This is a genomic window from Massilia glaciei (assembly GCF_003011895.2).
In the GTDB taxonomy this organism is placed as follows: domain Bacteria; phylum Pseudomonadota; class Gammaproteobacteria; order Burkholderiales; family Burkholderiaceae_D; genus Telluria_A; species Telluria_A glaciei.
On the sequence record NZ_PXWF02000229.1, the window covers coordinates 1 to 24048 of the forward strand.

Annotated in this window: 26 protein-coding genes; 14 read left to right on the plus strand and 12 right to left on the minus strand. The window is 63.5% G+C overall.

Going from position 1 to position 24048, the window contains the following annotated elements:
* Window positions 1-152: 152 nt before the first annotated feature.
* Window positions 153-770 carry a hypothetical protein gene (locus tag C7C56_RS13860; protein WP_106757969.1) on the minus strand — a complete coding sequence of 206 codons (618 nt, stop codon included), beginning with the start codon at window positions 768-770 and terminating at the stop codon, window positions 153-155.
* A gap of 494 nt (window positions 771-1264) precedes the next feature.
* On the opposite strand from C7C56_RS13860, the gene C7C56_RS13865 reads away from it, so the two are divergent.
* The 7 genes from C7C56_RS13865 to C7C56_RS13895 all read left to right on the plus strand — a co-directional run bounded on the left by C7C56_RS13865 (window position 1265) and on the right by C7C56_RS13895 (window position 8770).
* Window positions 1265-1843 (plus strand): PAAR domain-containing protein, encoded by a 579-nt coding sequence (locus tag C7C56_RS13865; RefSeq protein ID WP_106757970.1) that lies wholly within the window; start codon window positions 1265-1267, stop codon window positions 1841-1843.
* Complete coding sequence (locus tag C7C56_RS13870) at window positions 1840-2568, plus strand: VRR-NUC domain-containing protein (RefSeq protein WP_106757971.1); 729 nt, start codon at window positions 1840-1842, stop codon at window positions 2566-2568. The genes C7C56_RS13865 and C7C56_RS13870 overlap by 4 nt, the downstream gene beginning before the upstream one ends.
* Before the next feature lie 12 nt (window positions 2569-2580).
* Window positions 2581-3678, plus strand: a complete 1098-nt coding sequence (locus C7C56_RS13875; protein WP_219933161.1) for a type VI immunity family protein — start codon at window positions 2581-2583, stop codon at window positions 3676-3678.
* A 204-nt stretch (window positions 3679-3882) separates the two neighbouring features.
* Window positions 3883-4359 (plus strand): type II toxin-antitoxin system RelE/ParE family toxin, encoded by a 477-nt coding sequence (locus C7C56_RS13880; RefSeq protein ID WP_106757972.1) that lies wholly within the window; start codon window positions 3883-3885, stop codon window positions 4357-4359.
* Between the two features lie 10 nt (window positions 4360-4369).
* Window positions 4370-4774 carry a helix-turn-helix domain-containing protein gene (locus C7C56_RS13885; protein ID WP_106757973.1) on the plus strand — a complete coding sequence of 135 codons (405 nt, stop codon included), beginning with the start codon at window positions 4370-4372 and terminating at the stop codon, window positions 4772-4774.
* Window positions 4775-5090: 316 nt separating this feature from the next.
* Window positions 5091-7769, plus strand: coding sequence for a DNA mismatch repair protein MutS (mutS, locus tag C7C56_RS13890; protein ID WP_106757974.1), 2679 nt, complete (start codon window positions 5091-5093; stop codon window positions 7767-7769).
* Window positions 7766-8770: a hypothetical protein gene (locus C7C56_RS13895; protein WP_106757975.1), complete on the plus strand. Its 1005-nt coding sequence runs from the start codon at window positions 7766-7768 to the stop codon at window positions 8768-8770. Before mutS ends, C7C56_RS13895 begins: the two co-directional genes overlap by 4 nt.
* A 178-nt stretch (window positions 8771-8948) precedes the next feature.
* Here the strand turns inward: C7C56_RS13895 and C7C56_RS13900 are convergent, their stop codons facing one another.
* Entirely contained in the window at window positions 8949-9491 is a 543-nt protein-coding gene (locus C7C56_RS13900) for an FKBP-type peptidyl-prolyl cis-trans isomerase (RefSeq protein ID WP_106757976.1), read from the minus strand.
* A gap of 82 nt (window positions 9492-9573) precedes the next feature.
* Between C7C56_RS13900 and C7C56_RS13905 the strand changes: the two genes are divergently transcribed.
* The 4 genes from C7C56_RS13905 (at window position 9574) to C7C56_RS13920 (ending at window position 12155) form a co-directional block, all read left to right on the plus strand.
* Window positions 9574-10695: a cupin domain-containing protein gene (locus C7C56_RS13905; protein ID WP_106757977.1), complete on the plus strand. Its 1122-nt coding sequence runs from the start codon at window positions 9574-9576 to the stop codon at window positions 10693-10695.
* 79 nt (window positions 10696-10774) lie between these two features.
* Window positions 10775-11254, plus strand: coding sequence for a DUF7931 domain-containing protein (locus tag C7C56_RS13910; RefSeq protein ID WP_106758012.1), 480 nt, complete (start codon window positions 10775-10777; stop codon window positions 11252-11254).
* A 290-nt stretch (window positions 11255-11544) separates the two neighbouring features.
* Window positions 11545-11820, plus strand: a complete 276-nt coding sequence (locus C7C56_RS13915) for a hypothetical protein (RefSeq protein ID WP_106757978.1) — start codon at window positions 11545-11547, stop codon at window positions 11818-11820.
* An 89-nt stretch (window positions 11821-11909) separates the two neighbouring features.
* The gene (locus C7C56_RS13920; RefSeq protein WP_146204479.1) at window positions 11910-12155 is read left to right on the plus strand and encodes a hypothetical protein; all 246 of its coding nucleotides are present in this window, start codon (window positions 11910-11912) and stop codon (window positions 12153-12155) included.
* Window positions 12156-12205: 50 nt separating this feature from the next.
* On the opposite strand, the gene bamC is transcribed toward C7C56_RS13920, so the two are convergent.
* From bamC to C7C56_RS13965, 9 genes are all read right to left on the minus strand, one after another.
* On the minus strand, window positions 12206-13375 hold the full coding sequence (bamC, locus tag C7C56_RS13925) for an NlpB/DapX family lipoprotein (protein ID WP_229458769.1): 1170 nt from the start codon (window positions 13373-13375) through the stop codon (window positions 12206-12208).
* A 56-nt stretch (window positions 13376-13431) separates the two neighbouring features.
* A complete protein-coding gene (gene dapA / locus C7C56_RS13930; protein ID WP_106757980.1) occupies window positions 13432-14307 on the minus strand; it encodes a 4-hydroxy-tetrahydrodipicolinate synthase in 876 nt (291 codons plus the stop codon).
* A gap of 84 nt (window positions 14308-14391) precedes the next feature.
* A complete protein-coding gene (locus tag C7C56_RS13935; protein ID WP_229458770.1) occupies window positions 14392-14961 on the minus strand; it encodes a class I SAM-dependent methyltransferase in 570 nt (189 codons plus the stop codon).
* A gap of 23 nt (window positions 14962-14984) precedes the next feature.
* Window positions 14985-16187, minus strand: coding sequence for a tryptophan--tRNA ligase (locus tag C7C56_RS13940; protein WP_106757981.1), 1203 nt, complete (start codon window positions 16185-16187; stop codon window positions 14985-14987).
* Between the two features lie 11 nt (window positions 16188-16198).
* Window positions 16199-16867 carry a site-2 protease family protein gene (locus tag C7C56_RS13945; protein ID WP_106757982.1) on the minus strand — a complete coding sequence of 223 codons (669 nt, stop codon included), beginning with the start codon at window positions 16865-16867 and terminating at the stop codon, window positions 16199-16201.
* A 63-nt stretch (window positions 16868-16930) separates the two neighbouring features.
* Entirely contained in the window at window positions 16931-17563 is a 633-nt protein-coding gene (locus tag C7C56_RS13950; RefSeq protein WP_106757983.1) for an L-threonylcarbamoyladenylate synthase, read from the minus strand.
* Window positions 17564-17585: 22 nt separating this feature from the next.
* The gene (gene htpX / locus C7C56_RS13955) at window positions 17586-18461 is read right to left on the minus strand and encodes a protease HtpX (protein WP_106757984.1); all 876 of its coding nucleotides are present in this window, start codon (window positions 18459-18461) and stop codon (window positions 17586-17588) included.
* A 202-nt stretch (window positions 18462-18663) separates the two neighbouring features.
* Complete coding sequence (locus tag C7C56_RS13960; RefSeq protein WP_106757985.1) at window positions 18664-19497, minus strand: 3',5'-nucleoside bisphosphate phosphatase; 834 nt, start codon at window positions 19495-19497, stop codon at window positions 18664-18666.
* A 109-nt stretch (window positions 19498-19606) separates the two neighbouring features.
* The gene (locus C7C56_RS13965; protein WP_106757986.1) at window positions 19607-20485 is read right to left on the minus strand and encodes an alpha/beta fold hydrolase; all 879 of its coding nucleotides are present in this window, start codon (window positions 20483-20485) and stop codon (window positions 19607-19609) included.
* A gap of 125 nt (window positions 20486-20610) precedes the next feature.
* On the opposite strand from C7C56_RS13965, the gene C7C56_RS13970 reads away from it, so the two are divergent.
* The 3 genes from C7C56_RS13970 to C7C56_RS13980 are packed head-to-tail and all read left to right on the plus strand — an operon-like array spanning window position 20611 to window position 22552.
* The gene (locus tag C7C56_RS13970) at window positions 20611-21135 is read left to right on the plus strand and encodes a gamma carbonic anhydrase family protein (protein WP_106757987.1); all 525 of its coding nucleotides are present in this window, start codon (window positions 20611-20613) and stop codon (window positions 21133-21135) included.
* Window positions 21136-21141: 6 nt separating this feature from the next.
* Window positions 21142-22110, plus strand: coding sequence for an Hsp33 family molecular chaperone HslO (gene hslO, locus C7C56_RS13975; protein ID WP_106757988.1), 969 nt, complete (start codon window positions 21142-21144; stop codon window positions 22108-22110).
* Entirely contained in the window at window positions 22097-22552 is a 456-nt protein-coding gene (locus C7C56_RS13980) for an acyl-CoA thioesterase (protein ID WP_106757989.1), read from the plus strand. The genes hslO and C7C56_RS13980 overlap by 14 nt, the downstream gene beginning before the upstream one ends.
* A 134-nt stretch (window positions 22553-22686) precedes the next feature.
* Here the strand turns inward: C7C56_RS13980 and C7C56_RS28200 are convergent, their stop codons facing one another.
* A complete protein-coding gene (locus C7C56_RS28200; protein WP_146204480.1) occupies window positions 22687-24021 on the minus strand; it encodes a T6SS immunity protein Tli4 family protein in 1335 nt (444 codons plus the stop codon).
* Window positions 24022-24048 lie beyond the last annotated feature (27 nt).

The window sequence follows — 24048 nt, forward strand, 5'->3', positions numbered from 1 at the left end:
CGAGTGAGTTGTGTATAAACCTATGGGTTTGAGCGCGTACCCGGCAACAGTTCGTTTCGATCTCACAGGTGCCAATTTCCGAAAGCAGATGAAACAACTGGAGCTCAACGACGTTGTCTTATTTGAACGTTCTATCTCCTCGCCCGCCCCTTCTACGGGCAATTCACGATGTCGAAATTTTCCGGCACTTGGACTTGCTTGAAAATCGTTCTTGAGCTCCGCTTGATCTCGACTAATCGTGGAGCCACGGTCGCCCGCCGCTGATCCGGCCCGAGGAAGACGACGCCCTCCGAATCGGCGGGAAGACCGGAGCAGTGGGACCTCTTGTTGAAATCCATTTCGAGGGCGATCTGATACAGGTTGCTCTTGCGCGCGTGGGCGGGCATCGCTTGGAAGTTGAGAAGCCCCGCCCATAGAACGGAGGATATGAGAATCGCGAAGGCGATCATGGCATTGCCGCCCTCCGACTTCCCGTAGTAGTAGAGCATGAGGACGGCGCTGTCGATCAAAATCGGCAGCACGGCAGCCAGATAGATCCATGTCGCTATCACCATCGCCGACGCGGCCGTCGTCGCGTGCGGAAGCGCCGACGCGTCGATCTGGAATATGGCGCTCACCTCGCCGACCGCTCTGCCATGGGCGACGTAAGTGGCCAGCGCGAACGTCGCGAGCGCGAGAATCTTGGCGGACATAAATTCAGCGAAATGGCGGTCCAAGAAACGGCTCGTCACCGTGGCCAGGACCACCAAACCCAACGCGGCCCCGGACATGTAGAACGCGAACGCGTATCCCGCCGTACCAGTCCATAGGAGGCCAAGGCGCTGCCGACCACCGCGATCAGTGGGCTGACGATGGACATGGCGATTAATTTGAAACGCAGATCGAACGTGGGGTTCTTGATGAAAGATCTGAGTCGCTTTCGCTGCCACGCGAATCGCGCTCGCAGCCTTATGCGCTCATTGGGCAAGCGGTCGTTTGCGATTTTCATGCTATGGGGTCTCCCAGAATAGATTCATCGATTGTCGATGATCGCCGGCCGTGGTCGGCCGAGTCGATCACGGCTGCGGGAGCGTCAGCGGGCGTCGAGATTTCGCTAGGGCATCGCCAGCATGGCGAGCACAGCGGGCGCGACCCTGGCCGCAGGTCGTTGGACTCTCGGAAAGCCGAATCGTGCGGACACAACATGGGCAAAGTTTGATATTTCGCAAACTTGGTCATCCGGGCGCCGATCACCCTCCTGAAACATTGACGAAATTAAAATGCCATGCAGCCGTTCATTGTTCAAGGCGACAAAACCAGCCACGGAGGGACGGTCTTGGTGGGCTCCCCATTCTCCGACTGCGACGGCAAGCCGATCGCGAGGGTTGGCGACATGGTCTCCTGCCCCGAGCGCAAAGGCGTATTCCCCATCGCCGAAGGGGACCAGTCGAACATCGTCGATGGCGCGCCAGTCGCCTATGATGGCTGCAAGACCGCCTGCGGAGCGAGGCTCGTTTCAAGCCAAATTCGAACGCTGACGGAGCCCTCCTCCGGCGCCGCGCCTGGCGCGAGCGACGACGGGGCATCCAACGGCTTCGGATCGAACGGCTTTGGCGCGATCGGTGCCGGCATGGCCGCAGCCTACCAAGAAGAGGAGCTTGATGCGGCCGCCGGACGATTCCAGGGCCGCTTCCAGCTCGTCGACTTGGAAAGCGGCGAACCCATCTCTGGACAGGCGGTGCGAGTGCGCTCCACTGGCGGCCAATCCCTCACCGGCGCAACCGACGCCGGATGTTTCACCCAATGGGTCGAGCGCGATGAGGCCGAGGCCCTGGCATTCGACTACGCCGAGAAGAATGCATGAGCGACCTTCACCCGCTCGCCACCGGCAGCATGTCGCCGCGCGGCACGACAACGGTCGTCGGCGTCAACAAGCCTAGGATCGACCCGGTGGACAAGAAATTGCTGTGCGCTGCGATGTGCAAGTGCGACAAGGCCCCGAACGTCGGCAAGGACGGCAAGCAGCTCAAACAAGGATGCGTGGCGGAGAGCCTCAAAGGGCTCGACAAGGCATTGGAGCATCGGAGCCCATTCAAACAAGAAGTCAATTATGATATGACGCGAAAACCGCCGTCGCCGATCATGGACAGCGGCGTTAAAACCAAAGGGCACGACTACTTGCCTGGCTGGATCAGAAAGCATTGGGGCTCCGTACCCGCGCATCCGCCGACGTTCACACCCGGCGCCGGCTTGATACGCCGACCCGACGTGGTCATCGTGAAGGACCCGTTGAAGCCGCCCACCCAAGACAACATCAAGCAGATCGTCGAGATGAAGTTCCCGCCCGACTCGATCACCCCGCGCCAAGAGGCGGCCTATCGCCGGATCGCCGGCGACAAGAACAAGCTGGCCGTGCTCGAGCCCGACGATTGCGATTGCGACTCCTCCGAGCCGGAGGATCCAAAGATGCCGGTGGAATCCCTTGGCTTCGTGGCGGGCGCCTTGGCCTGGATCGCGTATATTCTGACTCGCGGGAAGACACCCCGACCGCCGATGGCGCCCGTGCCCCCTCTCGTCCCCGTCCTTTAAGGAATCCGCAGCATGTCGAAATCGAAGATGGAATCCTTCATGGACGAGTGGATCAAGACCCACGAGCGCGACGTTCTTCCCGGGGCGATGCTGATGAAATATGGTCCGCAGGATTACGTGGGCGCCACGATCGCCGTTCGTGGAACGCTGTATTTCAAGGGATCGCACACGCCTGCGATCCGCGAGGCGCTGTGCAAGTGCCTCGACGCCTACGAGGCCGTCGCGAAGGATCACCTGACTTGGCTGTGGCGCGAGGAGCCGCCGGATGGCCCGGACAAATATGCGTATGCCAAGGCTCCGCCCATGCGCGCGTTGATTAAGAAGATGGGCGAACAGGACCAGGTCAGCTTCGCCTATGTCGGCGGCGAGAAACCGCACGACGCGAGCCCATGGATGTTCTTCGCGTCGGGCATGCGCGAGTGGGAGGCGAAGCTGGGTTGGAACGGGCTCGACTCGCTGCGCTTCTCCGTCCCCAAGGAGGTGATCGAGAAAAATCCAACACTGTTCCAAAAACTGTTCGTCGACTTCGCGAGGCTGCTCAAAGCGGAGCATGGCCACGCAGGGTACGCCCTGAACCTATCCCTGCCCCGCACGGAACCCAACGAGCCGACCGAGGCATTCATGGCATTGAAAATGGCCGGGCTGGACGCGGGAGAATCCGTCATGATCGGCAGTTGGCACGACAAGGGGATCGATGACCATATTTTCGGCATTGGTTGGCTCACAGCGATCAACAAGACCATGGTGGAAACGGTGGGCGGCCTCGACACGTTGCGCGCGGAGCTGCCCGCGAGCTGGTTCGCCAAATATGACTACGGAAATGGCTTGGTGATCCAAGCCGGACCCGAGCCCGAGATCGCTCCCGTGGAGCTCGATCCCAAGCCGGCGATCTATGTCCTGCCTGCGATGGCGCTGCGAGAAATACGCCTGGTGGACAACGACGACCTGCACTACGGGTCGAAAGATGGGGAGCCCCGCCTCACCGGCTTGGCTGCGAACCAGTGGCTTGCGCGCTTCGACGTGCCCGAGGAGGATCTGATGGGCTACAAGACGAAACTATTGGGCGAGCCGAAGCAGACCAAAGAGACCACCCTGCCCGATAGTCTGTAGCCTGGCCGGTCAAACCCGCTGCCTGTTGAGCATCGCGGTGGCCACTGGTCGGAAGAAGGCTCGTTCGTCCCCTTTATTATTTCAAACTTGTCTAAACCGTGGGGCTTCTCTCCAAGCCGATCCACGAGCGGATGCGCTGCATGGTCTATCTTCGAATCATCGACAAACGCGCCCCGATATTGTACAAGTTTTGATACAATAAACATGAAAAAAACACCCATAGCAACGCGCAAGGACGGCCCGGGCGAAACGCGAAAAAGAACGGCTACTCAACCGCCGGAGAATCGAAATGCCGAGCCGATTGTCAAAAAGGCGGTCAAGTGGATGGGCTACACGAAGGACGTGATGTCAGCGTTTCCGGATGAAGTCAAGCAGGTCGGCGGGGAGGAATTGTTCCGTATCCAATGCGGGTTGGACGCGAATGACGCCGCTCCAATGGGAGACGTCGGCCCGGGCACCTACGAGATAGTGATCAGCAAGGCCGGAGGATGGTTTCGAATCTTTTACGTCGCGAAATTCGGCGACGCGGTCTATGTGCTGCACGCCTTTCAAAAAAAGACGAACGCGACGTCGAAAGGCGACATAGACATTGGCAAGAGACGATACGCCTTGGCGGAGGCCGACTCGAAGCTCGCGGCGGCCGGAGCGCAGAAGGCCGCGCCGAACAAAACGAAACAATGAGGAGTTGAACATGAAAAGCCAAGTGAAGGCGGCGAACCTTGATGGCGTCATGCACGTGACCGGGATCGATGGCAATGTGTTCGAAGATTTGGGGTTCGGCAAGCAAGCGGCCAAACAGATGCAGGAGAAGGTTGTCCATGAAATCGCACAGCGGAACGAGATCAAGCGCGTGATGGTCGACGGGTTGAAGCAAGAAATTTCCCGTAGAGGACTCTCGGCGCTTGAAGCCGCGAAAGTGCTGGACATCTCCCGCCCACGGCTGTCGGACATTACGCACTTTAAAGTCGAGAAGTTCTCGATCGATTACGTTTGCGACCTGATGGCCAGAATGGGACAAACCGTTCAAGTCGTCATCGCCACTTCGCCAAACATGGGCAAGCGGGTCCGGAAGACACGTAAGTCGACCGAGCCCTAATAGCAAAGGCGGCGGCCTGCCCGAAAGCATGAGATTCGACGGCAACATTGTTGGTAAGTGCCCTTAACGGATTTTCATGGATGAAAACGAGTTCGTCAGCGAGAGGTGACCGCTGCCGAGATCACCCGGACCGCGACCGCAACCGGGAACGGCGCGCGTCCACCACCCGAATTCAACATTTCTTTCCGTCCACACCACCGCATCGTCCACTCCATGGCTGTATCCGCCCCCGAAAGCGGTAAAATGGCGCCCTTGGCACCTGCTGCCGGCGGCGCGACGGCGCCCCGGCAGACGCCGCCTCATCGACGAAGAATAAATGACGACCGCCCCGAACGAAATCAACGCCGCCGCGATCAAGAACGGCGCGACCGAAAAGGTCACGCCCATGATGCAGCAATACCTGCGCATCAAGGCCGAATACCCGACCATGCTGGTCTTTTACCGCATGGGCGACTTCTACGAACTGTTCCACGCCGACGCCGAGAAGGCGGCGCGCATCCTCGGCATCACGCTGACCGCGCGCGGCGCCCAGAACGGCAATCCGATCAAGATGTGCGGCATCCCCTTCCATTCGCTCGATCCCTACCTGGCCAAGCTGGTCAAGCTGGGCGAGTCGTGCGCGATCTGCGAACAGATCGGCGACCCGGCCACCAGCAAGGGCCCGGTCGAGCGCAAGGTCATGCGCGTGGTCACCCCCGGCACCCTCACCGACGCCGACCTGCTGCCCGAAAAGGCCGAGCGCCCGCTGCTGGCCGTGTGCGTGATCAACCAGCGCAAGGTCGTCACGACCGGCCTGGCCTGGCTCTCGCTCGCCTCGGGCGTGCTCAAACTGATGGAGTTCTCGGGCAGCGCCGCCAGCGCCGCGGCGCGCCTGCAGCAGGAGCTCGAGCGCATCGTGCCGGCCGAGATCCTGCGCGGCGACGACGCCGACATGCTCACTGACGACGGCTTCGCCCACACCCAGCGCGTGCCCGACTGGCACTTCGACGTCGTCGGCGGCCACAAGGCGCTGCTCGAACAACTCGGCGTGGCCACCCTGACCGGCTTCGGCGCCGACGGCATGGGCGCCGCCTTCGGCGCGGCCGGCGCGCTGCTGCGCTACGCCCATTCGACCCAGGGCCGCGGCCTGCAGCACGTGCGCAGCCTCGGCACCGAGACCGAGAACGAATTCATCGGCCTCGACGCGGCCACCCGCCGCAACCTCGAACTCACCGAGACCATCCGCGGCCAGGAGTCGCCCACCCTGTTCTCGCTGCTCGACCACTGCCGCACGGCGATGGGTTCGCGCCTGCTGCGCCACTGGCTGCACCACGCGCGGCGCGACCAGGGCGTGGCGCGCGCGCGCCACGCCGCCATCGGCGCGCTGGGCCAGAGCGACGCCGCCGGCGCGCTGTCGGCCACGCTGGCCGAGGTGCCCGACATCGAACGCATCACCACCCGCATCGCGCTGCTGTCGGCGCGCCCGCGCGACCTGGCCAGCCTGCGCGACGGCCTGCGGCAGCTGCCGGCGCTGCGCCGCGGCGTCAGCCAAAGCTTCGCCGCCGGCGAGGACAGCCTGCTGGCGGCCATCCACGAGGCCATCGCCACGCCGGCGCAGTGCCTCGACCTGCTCGAGCGCGCGGTCGCGCCCGAACCGGCCGCGATGGTGCGCGACGGCGGCGTGTTCGCGCGCGGCTTCGACGCCGAACTCGACGAACTGCGCGGCCTGTCCGAGAACGCGGGCCAGTTCCTGGTCGACCTGGAGACGCGCGAGCGCGCGCGCACCGGCATCGCCAACCTGCGCGTCGAATACAACAAGGTGCACGGCTTCTACATCGAGGTCACGCACGGCCAGACCGACAAGGTGCCCGACGACTACCGCCGCCGCCAGACCCTCAAAAACGCCGAACGCTACATCACGCCCGAACTGAAGGTGTTCGAAGACAAGGCGCTGTCGGCCCAGGACAAGGCGCTGGTGCGCGAGAAGCTGCTCTACGACCAGCTGCTGGCCGACCTCGCTCCCCACATCGGCACCCTGCAGACGATCTCGCAGGCGCTCGCCCAGCTCGACACGCTGACCGCGCTGGCCACCCACGCGCTGCGCCACAACTGGTGCGCGCCGCAGCTGGTGCTCGAGCCCTGCCTCGACATCCGCGAGGGCCGCCACCCCGTGGTCGAGAACCAGATCGAGCGCTTCATCGCCAACGACTGCCAGTTGCAGGACGAACGCCGCCTGCTGCTCATCACCGGCCCCAACATGGGCGGTAAATCGACCTTCATGCGCCAGGTCGCGCTGATCACGCTGCTGGCCTACGTGGGCAGCTACGTGCCCGCCGCCAGCGCCGTGATCGGCCCGATCGACCGCATCTTCACGCGCATCGGCGCCACCGACGACCTGGCCGGCGGCCGTTCGACCTTCATGGTCGAGATGACCGAGTCGGCCGCCATCCTCAACGGCGCGACCGAGCATTCGCTGGTGCTGATGGACGAGGTCGGACGCGGCACCTCGACCTTCGACGGGCTGGCGCTGGCGTGGGCGATCGCGCGCCACCTGATCGACACGAGCCGCAGCTTCACCCTGTTCGCGACCCATTATTTCGAGCTCACGCAACTGCCCGAGAGCCATCCGACGGCGGCCAATGTGCACCTGTCGGCGGTCGAGCACAAGGACAGCATCGTGTTCCTGCACGCGGTGCAAGCCGGCCCCGCCTCGCAAAGCTACGGCCTGCAGGTGGCGCAGCTGGCCGGCGTGCCGCAAGGCGTGATCAAGGCCGCGCGCAAGCACCTCGCGCGGCTCGAATCGCAGGCGCTGGCGACGACCCCGCAACTCGACCTGTTCGCGCCGCCCTGCGCCCCGGACGAAGACGACGCCGGCCCCGCAGATAACGACGGCGCGGCCGCGCCGGACGCGCACGCGGCCAGGCTGCTCGCCGCGCTGGCCGACATCGACCCCGACGCGCTCAGCCCGCGCGAAGCGCTCGAGCAGTTGTACCACCTGAAGCGTCTGACGGCATGAGCGCGCCGCGCCTGTCCCTGGCGGCCGCCCTGCTGGCCGCCCTGCTGGCCGCGCCGGCCGCGTCCGCGCACGAGCGCGACCGGCCGGAGCGGCACCAGTTCGGCGTGATCGGCCACAGCTTCGGCGCCGACACCGGCCATGCGCGCGCGCTGGCGCGCCTGAAGAAGTCGAGCGCCGCAATGGACGAGGCCGCGCTCTCGTTCGTCGTCGCCACCGGCATCAAGGGCAACGGCGAAGCGTGCAGCGACGAGCTGTACTTGGAACGGCGCGCCTTGTTCGACGCCGCGCGCCGCCCCACCATTGTGGCGCCGGCGGCGAGCGACTGGAGCGACTGCAAGACCCCGTCCGGGCGCAAGGCCGCCACCGAACGCCTGAGCCGGTATCGCGAGATCTTCTTCAACGAGCCGATCTCGCTGGGCAAACAGCCGCTCGCGCTCACGCGCCAGTCCGACAACGGCAAATTCCGCAGCTACTCCGAGAACGCGCACTGGATTGTGGGGCCGGTGCTGTACGCGACCGTCAACCTGCCTGCCAATAACAACAACTTCCTCAACGCGGCCGGACGCAACAGCGAGTTCGAGGACCGCATGGTGGCCAACCGCTTCTGGCTCAACCGCCTGTTCGCGCTGGCCCGGCGCAGCAAATTCGAGGCCGTGGTGCTGTTCTCCGAGGGCGATGTCAAGGCGCTCGAAAAGATCAGCCGGCTGCGCGCCCTGCTCACGCGCGCTCCGACGCGGCAGGATGGCTTCGCTGCGCCGCGGCGCCAGATCGGCGTGCTGGCCGAAAAATTCAAGGGCAAGGTCCTGCTCGTCGACACGGCCGCGCTGGACAAGGGCGCCGCGCCCGCGATCATCTGGCGCGACAACCTCGGCCATGTGAGCCTGGGGGCGCAGTCGGTGCGGGTGCAGGTCACGCCGGGGTCCAGCACGCTGTTCGCGCTCAAGGGCGCGCGCGCCGAGGGCGGCGACCTCGACGAGACGAGGAAGAAGAAGGAAAAGTGAGGGTTGCCGCGGGGGCACCATGCATTTCTGCATGGCCGGGCCCGCATCTATTCAAAAATGAATAGCCGGGGATCCAACGGGCCGGTCTGGCGGCCCCGGGCCTGGGGCATTCCGGCCCTTGCGCGCCGCGCGCTATTGGGCGCGCACGGTTTGCCCAGGGTTTGCCCAGGGTTTGCTCTTAGTGCACCGGATGGCTGCGGAACTCGTCGCCCATGTCGCCCTCGTCCTCGTCGCCATGGTGGTGGCCATGGGCGCCGTGGACGTGCTCGTGCATGACTTCCTCGTCGGTGGCGGCGCGCACGTCGACCACGTTCAGTTCGAAGCGCAGCGCGATCCCGGCCAGCGGGTGGTTGCCGTCGAGCACGACCTTGTCGTCGGCGATCTCGGTGACGGTGAAGATGGTCGACTCCTCCTGGCCGGCGACGCCCTCGGGCATGCCTTCGAACTGCATGCCCACTTCGAGCGGCTCGGGCAGGTTGCTGCGCGCCTCGACCTTGACCAGCTCAGGGTCGTAGTCGCCGAACGCGTCGTCCGGCTCGATCTGGAGCATGGTGGCGTAGCCGACTTCTTTGCCGTCGAGTTCTTCCTCGATCTTGGGGAGCGTGTTTTCGTATCCGCCGTGCAGATAGACCATGGGCTGGCTGCCGTCTTCGATCAGATTGTTCTGCGCATCCGATAGTTTATAGTTGACTGTTACTACCGTGTTCTTGGCGATCTTCATGGGTATTCCCTTTCGTTTATTGGCAGGCAGATTATACCCTTGGCCGGTGGATGGGTAATAGCGCGCGTGGTTATAATGGCGTATGAAAAAATTACAGCTCCTCGGCGACATCACGCCGGCGCAGTTCCTGCGCGACTACTGGCATAAAAAGCCGCTCCTGATCCGCGCCGCCATCCCCGGCTTCAAACCCCTGCTCACGCTCGAGGCGCTGGCCGAGATGGCGCGCCAGAACCACATCGAGTCGCGCCTGATCACCAGCGTCGACGGCCACTGGGAGATGCAGCACGGCCCGCTGGCCGAACTGCCGGCGCGCACCCAAAAGGCGTGGACCATGCTGGTGCAGGGCGTCAACCTGTACCACGCCGGCGCCGACGCCCTGCTGCGGCAGTTCAACTTTATCCCCGACGCCCGCCTCGACGACCTGATGATCAGCTACGCCACCGAGGGCGGCGGGGTCGGCCCGCATTTCGACTCCTACGACGTGTTTTTGCTGCAGGCCCAGGGCCGGCGGCGCTGGCGCATCGGCGCGCAAAAGGACCTGTCGCTGGTCGAGGGCATGCCGCTCAAGATCCTGAGCAAGTTCAAGCCAGAGGAGGAATTCGTGCTCGAGCCGGGCGACATGCTCTACCTGCCGCCCCACTACGCCCACGACGGCGTGGCCGAGGATGAATGTATGACCTACTCGATCGGCTTCCGTTCGCCGGCCTACCAGGAGCTCGGCGAGGCCTTCCTCCAATTCATGGCCGACTCGATCGACCTGCCCGGGCGCTACGCCGACCCGGAGCTGCAGCCGGCCAAACACCCGGCCGAGATCCCGCGCGAACTGCTCGCCGACGTCACCGAGGAGATGAACAAGGTGCGCTTCACCGAGGAGGACGTGACGATCTTCCTGGGCGAGCACCTGTCCGAGCCGAAGCACAATGTGTTCTTCAGCGGCCCGGCCAAACCGCTGACGATGGGCCGCTTCGCCCAGAGCGCGGCCAGGCGCGGCGTGGCGCTCTCGCTCAAGAGCCTGATGCTGTATCGCGGCAAGCACGTCTTCATCAACGGCGAGTCGTTCGCGGTGGGCCGCGCCGACAAGGCCGTGCTCGACACGCTGGCCAACGAGCGCAAGCTCGAAGGCGCCGCGCTCGCCGGCGCCTCCAACGACGTGATGGAGTCGCTGTACACCTGGTACCAGGATGGATGGATCGAGCTGGTCTGAACCGGCCTGAACCAAGCTCGAAATCCGCCCGCATTTCGCCCAGACCCAGCCCGCAACCAGCCTTGATAGGATGACCGCCATGGACCAACCAACCGCGCAACGCTTCAGCACCCACCTCGAATTCGAGGAAAAATTCCAGCTGTGTATCGCGCGCTCGCGCTCCGTGCTGCAGTTGTTCGATCCCGATTTCGCCGTGTTTCCGCTAGGCTCGAGCGAAACGGAAGCCGCCCTGCGCGCGTTCCTGGCCGCAGGCGGCAGCATGCAGCTGGCCATGCACCGCAGCGCCCACATCGAAAAACACTACCCGCGCTTCCTGCGCCTGATCCGCGACTACAACCACAAGGTCGAGTGCCGCGTCACCAGCCGCAGCCTGCACCAGCTGACCGACTCGTTCTGCGTCGGCGACCGCGCCCACATCGTGCGCCGCTTCCATTGCGACCATACGCGCGGCGAAGCAGATTTCGACGCGCCCGTGTCAACCGAAATCAGTCTGGAGCGTTTTGCAGCAATCTGGGTTGAATCGCTGCCCGGGCTGCATCCGACAACCACCGGTCTATAGGTGTGAAAGCGGGTGCGGTTGGATCGGTTTGGCTGCCGTTTCTCGCCAAACAAATCCTGTTCGCACGACATTGTTAGTGTTTCGCGATATGAGCCGAAAATATTTCATCGGAGCTATTGCGAACGTGGGAATTTCGTTATAATACCGGGTTAGGAAGTTACCGTTGTCTGTCAAGCACCGTCACAGGTACAAACGTCAAACGAGAATTCCCTAATTTTTAGAGCGATAATTACCGGTAGTTATTCATCGCAATACATAGTTCTTACATCGAATCAATTAAGGAAAAGTCCATGAAAAAATCATTGCTGATCGTCTCCCTGCTGGCTGTTGCTTTGGCTGCTTGCACCAAAAAAGAAGAGCCAGTTGTTGTCGCTCCTGAGCCAACTCCTGTTGTTGAAACCGCTCCTGTCGCTCCTGAAGCTCCAGTCGCTGGCACCCCAGAAGCTGCTGACGCTGCTGCTGTCGCTTCGGAAGCCGCTTCGGTTGCCGCTGACGCTGCCGCTGTCGCTTCGAGCGCTGCTTCGACCGCTGCTTCCGCTGCTGCTGAAGCCGTTCCAGCAAAGTAATCAGCTCGATAGAAAAGCCGGCCTTCGGGCCGGTTTTTTTTCGCCCGGATTTTCGTGGCCCCGATGCGGGGGCGTCAAAAGAATTCTCGTTGTTCTCAAATGCCGTCCGGTTGAAACCGGGCGGCATTGTGCGCTTCACGGCCACTCTTTTCACGGCCACTCTTTTCACGGCCACTCTTTTCACGGCCACTCTTTTCACGGCCACTCATTTCACGTCCACTCATTTCGCGGCCGTTCATTTTATGGCCGCTTATTCCGCCGCCGTCTTTGCGGCCGCCTATTCCGAGGGCGTTGAACGCTCCAAAAAATATCATGCCGCCGCTTTTTGGGCGTAAAAAAACCGGCCACCGGGCCGGTTTTTAAAAAAGCGCCAAGCGCCCGCGGATTACTTGAGGTCGTCCGCCAGCAGCTTGAGGATCTTGGCGCCGGTCGGCGACGTTTCCGGCTTGCCGTCGTTGGTTTGGACCTTGACCAGCGACACGGCGGCGCCGTCGGCGGCCTTGACGGAGACGCGGTAGCGCTGCGCCTCCTTGGCCTTCTCGGAGTCGCCACCGAAGCGGAACAGCTTGGTGAGGAAGCCGTCTTTGGCGGCCACTTCCGGATCGACATAGCGCACGAAGTACACGCCGTTGACGCGGTCGCGGTCTTCGACCGTGAAGCCGACGCGGTCGAGCGCGAGGCCGACGCGGCGCCAGGCGCGGTCGAAACCCTCGTCGACTTCGACATGGTCGCCGGCCGGCGTGGCCACCAGCTTGGCGTGCGCGGGCGCGACGGTCGGGTTGGCGACGACGCTCTCGGCCAGCTTGGCCTCGCTGTTGCCAAGGCGCGCGACCAGCTTGCTCATGAACTGCGCCTCGAGCGTCGGGTCGTTGGCGCGGCCGGTCCATTTGGTGGTGTCGCGCGACTGGCCGACGAACACCTCTTCGGCGCCGCGGTGGCTGATGTAGATCTCGGTGCCGCCGTCGGCGGCGCGCTCGAGGCGGGTGCGGAACTTGTCGCGCTCGCCCGTGCCGTAGACTGAATCGAACACCTTGCCGATGGTCCGGCGCACGATGTCCTGCGGGATCTTGGCGCGGTTCTCGACCCAGTCGGTCTCCATCACGCCGGTGGCGGCCGATTCCTCGATGATCGTGAAGCCCGAATCGGCCCAGAATTGCTTGAGCACGGGCCACAGTTGCTCGGGGCTCTGGCCGGCCACGATCCAGCGGTGGTTGCCCGAGCGCTCGACGCGCAACGCCGCCGTGTTGACCGGGCCGATCGCCGGGCCGCCCGCCACGGGCAGCGCGCCGGCGCCCCGCTGGCCGAGGGCGGTCGCCACGCCGCGGCTGTCGGGCACGGCGTAGCGGCCGTCTTTTTCGAGCTGGGTCAGGTCGGGCGGCACTTCGAGCGACCTGGCTTTTTTGGCGCCGCGGTAGTCGACCTTGTCGGACTCCATGATCGAACCGAGCATGCCGCAACCGGTCAAGCTGAGCATGAGCGCCGAGGCGACGAGGCCGCGCGCGGCGGGGGTGCGGGCAGCGGCCAGGGCCGGTGTGGGTGTCTTGCGAATAGTCATGTCGTCACTAAGAGAGAAGCGGGAATAATCCGGAACCCTTGCGGGTCACAGGGCTGTTAGAGGACGCCGGCATCGCGCAGGGCGGCGCGGACGGTATCGTGGCAATCGGCCGAGAGCGGCGCCAGCGGCAGGCGCAGGCCGGCCGGCATCTTGCCCATTTCGGCCAGGGCCCATTTGACCGGGACCGGGTTCGGCTCTACGAAAAGCTTGGCGTGCAACTGCAGCATCTTGTTGTTGATCTCGATGGCGCGGGCGGCGTCGCCCGCCAGCGCGGCCTTGCACATCTCGTGCATCAGGCGCGGCGCCACGTTGGCCGTGACCGAGATGTTGCCGGCGCCGCCGCAAAGCATCAGCGCCATCGCGGTCGGGTCGTCGCCCGAGTACACGGCGAACGATTTCGGCACCATGCTCAGCAGCTCGATGCCGCGGCCGATGTTGCCGGTCGCGTCCTTCAGGCCGACGATGTTGGGGATCTTGGACAGGCGCAGGACGGTATCGTTGGACATGTCGGCCACGGTGCGGCCCGGCACGTTGTAGAGGATGATCGGCAGCGCGACCGCCTCGGCGATCGCCTTGAAGTGCTGGTACATGCCCTCCTGGGTCGGACGGTTGTAGTACGGCACCACGATCAGGGCGGCGTCGGCGCCGGCTTCCTTGGCGTAGGCGGTCAGGCGGATCGCCTCGGCCGTCGAATTGCCGCCGCTGCCGGCGATGATCGGGATGCGCCCGGCGCTGTGCTCGACCGCCAGCTTGATCAGCTCGCAGTGCTCCTCGACGCTCACCGTGGCGGACTCGCCCGTGGTGCCGACGATGACGATGCTGTCGGTGCCTTCGGCGATATGCCAGTCAATCAGCGCGCGCAAGCCTGGAAGGTCGAGGCTGCCGTCGGCGTGCATGGGGGTAACGATTGCAACGATGCTGCCCTTGATCATATTCACACACTTATGCTCGTAAATAAAAGTCAGATTGTAGCTGATCGCCCGGCCGCGTGGTCCATTCTTGACGAGAAACGGCACTCAGGCGGGGTCCAACAGCGCTTTCTGGGAAGGAAAATCGGGCCCGCAAGCGCACAGGCGCTGCAGCATGGCCGGTTTCGGGCGCGCCACCGCGCCGTCCTCGAAGGCGATCACGCGCAGCCCGGCGCGCGCGGCGTGGGCCAGCAACTCGCCGGGCGCGAGCAAGAAGGCGGGGTTCGACGGCTTGCCGAAGCGCTCGTTGCCCAGCGCGAAGGTTTCGTAGATGAGCAAACCGTCCGGGCGCAGGCTCGCCGCGATCCGCGCCAACAGGGGCCGGTGCAGGTAGTTGGTGACCACGACCGCGGAAAACTCGGCCGGGCCGAACGGCCACACGGCGCCCTCCCCCTCGAGCTCGCACTGCAGGGTCGTGATGCCGGGCCCGCCAGCCGACGCCAGCGCCGCCGGGTCGCGGTCGAGCGCGGTGACGGCGTGGCCGCGCGCGGCGAACAGGCGCGCGTGGCGCCCGCCGCCGCAGGCGAGGTCGAGCACCGGGCCGGGCGCGGCCAGCGGCGCGAAGCGCGCCACCCAGGGCGAGGCCGCGCTCATCGGCGGCTCCATCTGCGGATCCATCGGCCGCTCCATCGGTTGCTCCATCAGCTGTACGACAGGCCCATCGCCTCGCGCACGTCGCGCATGGTCTCCTGGGCCAGCTTGCGGGCCTTTTCGCAGCCGTCGGCGACGATCGCGCGCACCAGCGAGGGGTCGTCCAGGTATTGCTGGGCGCGCTCGTGCATCGGCTCCTGCTCGAGCACGATGGCGTCGATCACGGGCTGCTTGCACTCGAGGCAGCCGATGCCGGCCGTGGTGCAACCCTTGACCACCCAATCCTTGGTCTCGGCGTCGGAATAGACCTCGTGCAACTGCCAGACCGGGCATTTGCGCGGGTCGCCGGCGTCGGTGCGGCGCACCCGCGCCGGGTCGGTCGGCATGGTGCGGATCTTTTTGACGACCGAGGCGCCGTCCTCGCGCAGGGCGATCGAATTGCCGTAGCTCTTGGACATCTTGCGCCCGTCGAGGCCGGGCAGGCGCGAGGCCACCGTCAGCTTGGCCTGCGGCTCGACGAGGATCAGCTTGCGGCTGCCCTCGAGGTAGCCGAACAGGCGTTCGCGGTCGATCATCGACAGGCTCTGGGCGTCCTCGAGCATGGCGCGGGCCTGCCCGAGGGCGTCATCCTTGCCGTCCTGCTGGTACTCGGTGCGCAGCTCGAGGTAGAGCTTGGCGCGCTTGCTGCCGAGCTTTTTGACGGCCTCGAGCGCTTTCTCCTCGAAGCCCTTCTCCTTGCCGTACAGGTGGTTGAAGCGGCGCGCGATCTCGCGCATCATTTCGATGTGCGGCACCTGGTCGTCGCCCACCGGCACCTGGCTGGCGCGGTAGATCAGCACGTCGGCCGCCTGCAGCAGCGGGTAGCCGAGGAAGCCGTAGGTGGCCAGGTCCTTGTTGGCGAGGTTCTCGATCTGGTCCTTGTAGGTCGGCACCCGCTCGAGCCAGCCGAGCGGCGTGGCCATCGACAGCAGCAGGTGCAGCTCGGCATGCTCGGGCACCTTGGACTGGATGAACAGGGTCGCCTGCGACGGGTCGACCCCTGCCGCGAGCCAGTCGACCAGCATGTCCCAGGTGCTGCGCTCGATGATGGTGGGGTCGTCGTAGTGCGTGGTCAGGGCGTGCCAGTCGGCCACGAAGAACAGGCAGGGCTGTTCGGACTGCATCCTGATCCAGTTTTTAAGGGCGCCGTGGAAATGGCCAAGGTGCATGGTGCCCGTTGGGCGCATACCGGAAACTACACGATCGGGGTACATGGTCGGTTTAATCAGTTCAGAAGGAATTTAAGGGGGAGGGTCAGCAGGTTGAGCAGGTACAGGGCGCCCGCCACCAGCGGGTTGACCCAGTAATGGAGCAGTTTGAGCGGGATCATCGCGAGCACGATCACGAAGCCGTAGGGCTCGATGCGGGCGAACTTGTAGGCCAGCTTGTCGGGCAGGATGCTGGTCATCACGCGCCCGCCGTCGAGCGGCGGGATCGGGAACATGTTGACGGCGAAAATGACCAGGTTGAACGTGATGCCCGCTTGCGCGACCAGATAGGGGAACTCCTGGGCCACGCCCATGCGCGGCAGCACCAGCAGCATGAGCAGCCATATCAGGGCCATGAGCAGGTTGGCGCCGGGCCCGGCCAGCGCGACCCAGGCCATGTCGCGCTTGGGGTTGCGCAGCTTGCCAAACTCGACCGGAACAGGCTTGGCGTAGCCGAACAAAAAGCCCCCACCCAGCGAGGAGCTGGCCACGAACAACAGCAGCGGCAGCAAGATGGTGCCGAAGGGATCGATGTGCTTGATCGGATTGAGGCTCATGCGCCCGGCCAGGAAGGCGGTGGAGTCGCCGTAGTATTTGGCTGCGTAAGCGTGCGCGGCCTCGTGCAAGGTGATCGCGAACAGAACGGGCAGCGCGTAGACCGAGATCGTGCGTATGATTTCATCCATAGGACGCGATTCTATCAGAGGCGCGCGGGCGCCCCTTGCGTGCGGCGGTGGCCGGGCAGCCCTTCACAGGCCGAACACGGCCGGATCGCCCCTGCCGTGGCGCACCAGCACCGGCGCCTCCGAGGTCAGGTCGATCACGGTGGTCGGCTCGAGGCTGCAGGCGCCGCCGTCGATGATCAGTTCGATCTGCTTTTCGAGCCGCTCGCGGATCGCCTCTGCGTCGTTGAGCAACTCCTCGCCGTCTTCGCCGCCCGGCAAAATCAGGGTGGCGCCGAGCAGCGGCTGGCCGAGCTCCTCGAGCAGCGCGTGGGCGATCGCGTTCTCGGGCACGCGCAGGCCGATGGTCTTGCGCGACGGATGCGACAGGCGCCGCGGCACGCTCTTGGTGGCCTCGAGGATAACCGTGAACGGCCCCGGCGTGGCCGCCTTGAGCAGGCGGAACTGGCGGTTGTCGACCCGCGCGTACTCGGAAATTTCGGACAGGTCGCGGCACAGCAGGGTCAGGTGGTGCTTCTCGTCGACCCCGCGGATGCGGCGCAATTTTTCGACCGCCGACTTGTCGTCGAGGTGGCACACGAGCGCGTAGCACGAGTCGGTCGGCAGGGCGACGATGCCGCCGGCGTGGATGATCTGGGCGGCTTGCTTGATCAGGCGCAGTTGCGGGTTGTCGGGGTGGATCTGGAAAAATTGGCTCATCGGCGGCGCGGGCTCCGGGCTCTTAGGGCAGCGCGCGCAGGGCGGCGATGCGTTGTTCCATCGGCGGATGGGTCGAGAACAGCGCGCCCCAGCCCGAGCCCAGGCCCGCGATGCCGAACGCCGACATCGCTTGCGGCAGGGCGCCGGGCGCCAGGCCGCCCAGGCGCGCGAGCGCCTTCTGCATCGGCAGCGAGCTGCCGAGCAACTTGGCCGAGCCGGCGTCGGCGCGGAATTCGCGCTGGCGCGAGAACCAGGCCACGATGATCGAGGCGAGCACGCCGAACAATATTTCGCAGACGAACACCGAGGCCATGTAGCCGATGCCGAGCCGTTCGCTGTTATTGCGCAGCAAGACCTTGTCGACGAAAAAGCCGACCACGCGCGCCAAGAACACGACGAAGGTGTTGACCACGCCCTGGATCAGCGTCAGCGTGACCATGTCGCCGTTGGCGACGTGGGCGATCTCGTGGCCGAGCACGGCCTCGATCTCGGCGCGGTCCATGCTCTCGAGCAGGCCCGTCGAGACCGCCACGAGCGCGGAATTTTTGAAAGCGCCGGTGGCGAAGGCGTTCGGCTCGCCGTCGTAGACGGCGACGTCGGGCATGCCGATGCCGGCCTTTTCGGCCAGCGCGCGCACCGTGTTGACCAGCCACAGCTCGGTGGAGTTGGCCGGCGTGGCGATCACGCGCGCGCCGGTAGACCACTTGGCCATGGTTTTACTGAGCAGCAAAGAGATGATCGAGCCCGTGAAGCCGACCACGGCCGAGAACACCAGCAGCGAGCCGACGTCGATGCCGGCGCCGCTGACGCCGCGGCCGATGCCGAGCACCGACAGGACGATCGACAACACGAGCATGACTGCAAGGTTGGTGACAAGGAACAACACTATGCGCTTCATTTGGGCCTCCGGCCGCTGGAAAAAATGGATATCAGGTCGATAAGATACGGGCCGCGCCCGAAAAATTCAAGTGCTCGAGTGGGCGGACGGTGCGGCAACCCACGCCCGCTATATACGTCATCCCCGGGCTTGGCGCCCCCCTCAGCGGGGACCCATGCTGGGCATGAAGATCGGCAAGTTAACCTAATTTGGCAGGTTTAGGTCAAAACCAGTCGTGCCAGACCGGCGTCACGCTCTTCGGCAGCGGCGGCAAGGCCGCGAAATCGACCCGCGCCTCGCCCGGCGCGTGGAAATCGGTCCCGCGCGAGGCCAAAAACCCGTAACGCTTGGCCAAGGCCGCATAAATCGGATACTGGTCCGGCGTGTGGCTGCCCGTGACCACCTCGATCGCCTTGCCGCCCAACTGCTTGAATTCGTCGAACATGATGCCCTGCATCAGGTGGTCCATCTTGTAGCGCCCCGGATGGGCGATCACGGCCACCCCGCCGGCCGAGCGGATCCAGCCGACGGCCTGCTCAAGGCTGGCCCAGCGGTGCGGCACGAAGCCCGGCTTGCCCTCGGTCAGGTATTTACGGAACACCTCGGGCAGGTTGGCGCAGGCGCCACATTCGACCAGGTAGCGCGCGAAATGGGTGCGCGACATCAGGTCCGGGTTGCCAACATACTTGAGCGCGCCCTCGTAGGCGCCATGGATGCCGACCTTGGCGAGCTGCTCGGCCATTTCGCGCCCGCGCGCGTCGCGCCCGCTGCGCGTGTCGGCCAGGCCCTGCAACAGCGTGGCGTTGGTTTCATCGACCTGCAGGCCGACGATATGAACCGTGATCCCGGCCCAGGTGATCGAAATTTCGACCCCGGAGACGAATTGCATGCCCAGTGCCACCGCCGCGGCGCGCGCGCGGGCCACGCCGCCGACCTCGTCGTGGTCGGTCAACGCCCAGACGTCGACGCCGGCCTGGTGCGCGTGGCCGGCCACGCCCTCGGGCGTGAGCACGCCGTCGGACACGTTCGAGTGGCAATGGAGGTCAACTTTGAGCATACGGAAAACGCTGTGTTAACAGGGCTATGGCGAAGGCTACATTGTACGCTGTTGGGTCATTCCGTCTTGCGTCCGCGCCCACTTGGCGGAAATTGCCACAAATAAACTGCTACTCCGCGAGGAAGTCTTCGAGCATGGCCGCGAGGGCCTCGGGCTGGTCGTGGTGCAACATGTGGCCGGCGTCGGCCATCATTTTGGGCGTGACGCTGGCCAGGTGGGCCAGGCGGCGGTCGATCTCGACGCGCGCCTGCTCCTTCGGCCCCATCCATTGCCACATATTGGTGTCGTCGGCCTCGACCCAGAGCACCGGCGCCGTGATCGCGTCCCAGCAGGCAAGAACCTCCTCGACTTGGTACAGCAGCGGCGTGGGCCGTTTGTGGGCCGGGTCGCCCAGAATCTCCCAGCGGCCATCGGCGTTGGGGGCCGACCAGTGCCGCGAAAGAAACTCGGCGCGCGCGTCCGACAGGCGCGGATTGGTCTTTTGCAGGCGCGCCGCGACCGCCTCCAAGCTCGGGTAGCTGCGCAACTCGGTCGGCTCGCGCAGGGCGTCGAGCCACTTGGCGTAGCGGCGCGGCGCCTGGGACGGATTGGACACGGGCATGCCGAAGCCCTCGAGGTTGACCAGGCGCCGGATGCGCTCGGGGCGCACGCCCGCGTACAGGCTCACCACGTTGCCGCCCATGCTGTGGCCGAGCAGGTTTATTTGCCCCCCGGGCGCGTAATGGTCGAGGATGAACTCGAGGTCGGCCACGTAGTCGGGGAACCAATAGGTGTCCGAGGCGCTGCGCTCGCTCAAGCCGAAGCCGCGCCAGTCGGGCGCGATCACGTGCCAGTCGCCCTCGAGGCAGTCGACCACGAACTGGAACGAGGCGGCCACGTCCATCCAGCCATGCACCATGAAAATCTTTGGCGCGCCTTCCCTGCCCCACTGGCGCACATGGCTGCGCAGGCCGCGCACGGTGATGAATTCGGATCGGGATGGTTTCATGGTTTCCTCGCCAATAAAAGTACGGCCGCACTATTGTACGCGAGAACGGCGGCGCCGCCCGCGGCCGGCGGAAAGCGGCGGACGGCGTAAAATAGCGGCAATTCCATTTTACCCAACGGACAGCCATGGCCATCTACCAATTGGGCGACGACGCCCCCGAGATCGACGAAACCGCCTACGTGGCCGACAGCGCCAGCGTGATCGGCAAGGTGACGCTGGGCGAGAACGCCTCGGTCTGGTCGGGCGTGACCATCCGCGGCGACAACGAGCGGATCACGGTTGGCGCCAACAGCAACATCCAGGAAGGTACCGTGATGCACACCGACATGGGCTATCCGCTCACGATCGGCGAAGGCGTCACCGTCGGCCACCAGGCGATGCTGCACGGCTGCACCGTCGGCGACGGCGCCCTGATCGGCATCCAGGCGGTGATCCTGAACGGCGCCGTGATCGGCAAGGGTTGCCTGGTCGGCGCCGGCGCGCTGGTGACGGAGGGAAAACAATTTCCGGACAATTCGCTCATCATCGGCAGCCCGGCCAAGGCCGTGCGCACCCTGACCGAGGCGGACCTGGCCCGCCTGCAAAGCAACGCCGCCAACTACGTGGCGCGCGGCCAGTTCTTCAAGGCCGAACTCAAACGCATCGGATAAACAGCAATGACCCAGATTATCGCCAGTGACGCAAGCAAGGACACCTTGCAAAAATTTATCTTCGACAACGCGGCCGTCAAAGGCGAGCTGGTCGAAATTTCCGACACCTGGCGCGAGATCCAGGCGCGCCACGACTACCCGAGCGCGGTCAAGACCGTGCTCGGCGAGATGGTCGCGGCGGCGGCGCTGCTGTCGGCCAACCTCAAGTTCAACGGCGCGATCGTGATGCAGATCCACGGCGACGGCCCGGTGCGCCTGCTCGTGGTCGAGTGCGATTCGGACCTGCGCCTGCGCGCGACGGCCAAGCTGGTCGAGGGCGCGGTCGTGGCCGACGACGCCAGCCTGAGCGACTTGCTCAACGTGAGCGGCAAGGGCCGCTTCGTGATCACGCTCGACCCGCTCGAAAAAATGCCGGGCCAGCAGCCGTACCAGGGCATCGTCCCACTCGACGGCGACGACATGGCGACCGTGATCGAGAACTACATGCTGCGCTCGGAACAGCTCGACACGCGCCTGTGGCTGGCCGCCGACGCGACCGTCTCGCGCGGCCTGCTGCTGCAAAAATTGCCGCGCCACAGCGGCAAGGAAGACCAGCTCGTGCAGGCGAGCGAGGCCGAGGATCTTGAAACCTGGAACCGCGCGGTGATGCTGGCGTCGACCCTCAAGCAGCCCGAGCTGCTCTCGACCGGCATCGAAACCTTGCTCAACCGCCTGTTCTGGGAAGAGACGATCCGCGTGTTCGAGCCGGCCCATCCGACCTTCCACTGCAGCTGCACGCGCGAGAAGGTGGGCAATATGCTCAAGATGCTCGGGAGCGCCGAGATCGACGACGCGCTGGCAGAGTTGGGGCAGCTCGGGATCGACTGCGATTTTTGCGGCCAGCACTACGACTTCGACAAGGTAGACTGCGCGCAATTGTTTGCCAGCGATACGCCGGCCGAGACATTGATTGCCGCCAGCGATGTCAAGCACTGAGATGCGCGGCCTGCCCCGCTCCGCGTTCAAGCACTTTTTGGCCATTCCCACGCGCTGGATGGACAACGACGTCTATGGGCATGTCAATAACGTGCAGTACTACTCGTACTTCGACACGGCCGTGAACGAATTTTTGATCGGGCGCGGCGTGCTCGACATCCATGCCGGTGATGTGGTCGGTTTCGTGGTCGACAGCGGCTGCTCGTATTTCAGCCCTGTGTCGTTTCCGGACACCGTGCATGTGGGCATCCGCGTGGCGAAGCTCGGCAATTCGAGCGTGCGCTATGAGATCGGCATTTACCGCAACGAGGAGCAGCTGCCCTCCGCGGCCGGCCATTTCGTGCATGTGTATGTGGAGCGAGCCGGCAACCGCTCGGTGCCGGTTCCGGCATCGGTGCGCAATGTGCTGGAGACTATTCGCGTTGCAGCGCATACGGATTGAGCATTCGATAACAAGCGAACCGAGCCGCTTGAACGAGCCCCATTGAGGATTTTCCTGCCTGAGAACACACCGAAAAAATTGCTGTCAGGTTGAGCCGCACGGCGGCGGGGTCCGATACGCCAATCGAGACATCCTTACTTACCAACTATGCCCGCCATATCTGGCATTGGTGGGCTTGTGGGGCGCAAGCGTATGCTCTTCAGTAGCGCTTCGTATCGCCCCATGCTTTGTTTGAAAGGCGGGGGATTTTGTTTCAGTTCCGGAGCCATATTCATGGTGGTGGTGTTCAGCTCCACGAATATGAACGGTAACGCTTCGGCGCTTGGCCAGCCAGAATAACCGGTGAAGACTTGGTAGGTTTCGTAAGGAGCTTTCCCCGCTTCAGTAATTTTGGCGGCGACTCCCCCCTGGAGTCCTGAGACACCTCCAATTTTATAGGACTTGGGCCCTATTCGTTCAGTAATAAACGGTTTCACTTGCTCATCCTCCGCAGTGCCCATCCCTCCTACCGAAGCGAAGCTAATTGAATTCAACACAGGACTTCCCCGACTGTTTTCGTAACTGCCAGTGTGGATGGTATAAAGAACGCCCGGGGCGTCAGGCATTCGGAACGATTGTTTGATATCCGATAGCGTCTTTCCATCATCACGAATGAAGCCGTGGGGGATGCACACACCCAACTCCGACGGAATTTCATTTTCTTCACGTGGGCGGAAATTCTTTAAAAATTCGGAAAATTCTTGGGCATGGATTTCCTTACTGTATTCACCAACAATTTCCTTGGACGATTCAAAGGTATATATATAATTTCCTCTCGTGATGTATGCGCGATAGACAGAGTAGTTATCTACCCTACTTGCTCCGTCCGCTATGGTATACCCAAAACCTTCACCACCAGGCACGCCGGGATCAAATGAAAAATATTCATTCTTTGCTTCGATTATTGTTTTCGTCCAATTTTCAATTCGATTATTCAAATTAGATATATAGTTTTCAGATGGAAATTTTCTATTTTGCTCTTTTTTTAGAAAATCCTTTGCTTCAAATAGGAGCTGTTCGTATCGCTTTAGAGCCAACGACGGCAAATCAAACTTTACCACTTCTTTACTCTCAGCATTTGGCGCAAAAAAAACTGCTATCTCGTTGGTTCCCAGCTGCATCACATCTCCGCTGTTAAACACTTTAGCACTGAATGATCGGGCAAACTTATTCCCATTACCAGCATAAAATGTTGGCCATTGAATTTTTCCATCGACTCCAAAAACAAGCCGTCCGAGACACTCTTGCCTTCCACTAGTGTTTCGATAAGTTGGCGCTGTTATCGCCATAAAATCGGCCGTAGTCGGCTTTTCCGCAGAATTTCTTGAATTATCTTCACCGCTTGGCTGGCCTTGAGATCGACCACAACCAAATAGCAGCACCATTATTACTGGCGCCAGTTTCCGATTACGGCTCAATTTAATTAACATATGCTCTCTCCGTTGGCATTCGTTTAC

Excerpts from the sequence above, each read along its gene's own strand:
- C7C56_RS13860 (WP_106757969.1), bottom strand. The coding sequence starts at position 770 with ATGTCCGGGGCCGCGTTGGGTTTGGTGGTCCTGGCCACGGTGACGAGC.
- C7C56_RS13865 (WP_106757970.1), top strand. The coding sequence starts at position 1,265 with ATGCAGCCGTTCATTGTTCAAGGCGACAAAACCAGCCACGGAGGGACG.
- C7C56_RS13870 (WP_106757971.1), top strand. The coding sequence starts at position 1,840 with ATGAGCGACCTTCACCCGCTCGCCACCGGCAGCATGTCGCCGCGCGGC.
- C7C56_RS13875 (WP_219933161.1), top strand. The coding sequence starts at position 2,581 with ATGTCGAAATCGAAGATGGAATCCTTCATGGACGAGTGGATCAAGACC.
- C7C56_RS13880 (WP_106757972.1), top strand. The coding sequence starts at position 3,883 with ATGAAAAAAACACCCATAGCAACGCGCAAGGACGGCCCGGGCGAAACG.
- C7C56_RS13885 (WP_106757973.1), top strand. The coding sequence starts at position 4,370 with ATGAAAAGCCAAGTGAAGGCGGCGAACCTTGATGGCGTCATGCACGTG.
- mutS (WP_106757974.1), top strand. The coding sequence starts at position 5,091 with ATGACGACCGCCCCGAACGAAATCAACGCCGCCGCGATCAAGAACGGC.
- C7C56_RS13895 (WP_106757975.1), top strand. The coding sequence starts at position 7,766 with ATGAGCGCGCCGCGCCTGTCCCTGGCGGCCGCCCTGCTGGCCGCCCTG.
- C7C56_RS13900 (WP_106757976.1), bottom strand. The coding sequence starts at position 9,491 with ATGAAGATCGCCAAGAACACGGTAGTAACAGTCAACTATAAACTATCG.
- C7C56_RS13905 (WP_106757977.1), top strand. The coding sequence starts at position 9,574 with ATGAAAAAATTACAGCTCCTCGGCGACATCACGCCGGCGCAGTTCCTG.
- C7C56_RS13910 (WP_106758012.1), top strand. The coding sequence starts at position 10,775 with ATGGACCAACCAACCGCGCAACGCTTCAGCACCCACCTCGAATTCGAG.
- C7C56_RS13915 (WP_106757978.1), top strand. The coding sequence starts at position 11,545 with ATGAAAAAATCATTGCTGATCGTCTCCCTGCTGGCTGTTGCTTTGGCT.
- bamC (WP_229458769.1), bottom strand. The coding sequence starts at position 13,375 with ATGACTATTCGCAAGACACCCACACCGGCCCTGGCCGCTGCCCGCACC.
- dapA (WP_106757980.1), bottom strand. The coding sequence starts at position 14,307 with ATGATCAAGGGCAGCATCGTTGCAATCGTTACCCCCATGCACGCCGAC.
- C7C56_RS13935 (WP_229458770.1), bottom strand. The coding sequence starts at position 14,961 with ATGGATCCGCAGATGGAGCCGCCGATGAGCGCGGCCTCGCCCTGGGTG.
- C7C56_RS13940 (WP_106757981.1), bottom strand. The coding sequence starts at position 16,187 with ATGTACCCCGATCGTGTAGTTTCCGGTATGCGCCCAACGGGCACCATG.
- C7C56_RS13945 (WP_106757982.1), bottom strand. The coding sequence starts at position 16,867 with ATGGATGAAATCATACGCACGATCTCGGTCTACGCGCTGCCCGTTCTG.
- C7C56_RS13950 (WP_106757983.1), bottom strand. The coding sequence starts at position 17,563 with ATGAGCCAATTTTTCCAGATCCACCCCGACAACCCGCAACTGCGCCTG.
- htpX (WP_106757984.1), bottom strand. The coding sequence starts at position 18,461 with ATGAAGCGCATAGTGTTGTTCCTTGTCACCAACCTTGCAGTCATGCTC.
- C7C56_RS13960 (WP_106757985.1), bottom strand. The coding sequence starts at position 19,497 with ATGCTCAAAGTTGACCTCCATTGCCACTCGAACGTGTCCGACGGCGTG.
- C7C56_RS13965 (WP_106757986.1), bottom strand. The coding sequence starts at position 20,485 with ATGAAACCATCCCGATCCGAATTCATCACCGTGCGCGGCCTGCGCAGC.
- C7C56_RS13970 (WP_106757987.1), top strand. The coding sequence starts at position 20,611 with ATGGCCATCTACCAATTGGGCGACGACGCCCCCGAGATCGACGAAACC.
- hslO (WP_106757988.1), top strand. The coding sequence starts at position 21,142 with ATGACCCAGATTATCGCCAGTGACGCAAGCAAGGACACCTTGCAAAAA.
- C7C56_RS13980 (WP_106757989.1), top strand. The coding sequence starts at position 22,097 with ATGTCAAGCACTGAGATGCGCGGCCTGCCCCGCTCCGCGTTCAAGCAC.
- C7C56_RS28200 (WP_146204480.1), bottom strand. The coding sequence starts at position 24,021 with ATGTTAATTAAATTGAGCCGTAATCGGAAACTGGCGCCAGTAATAATG.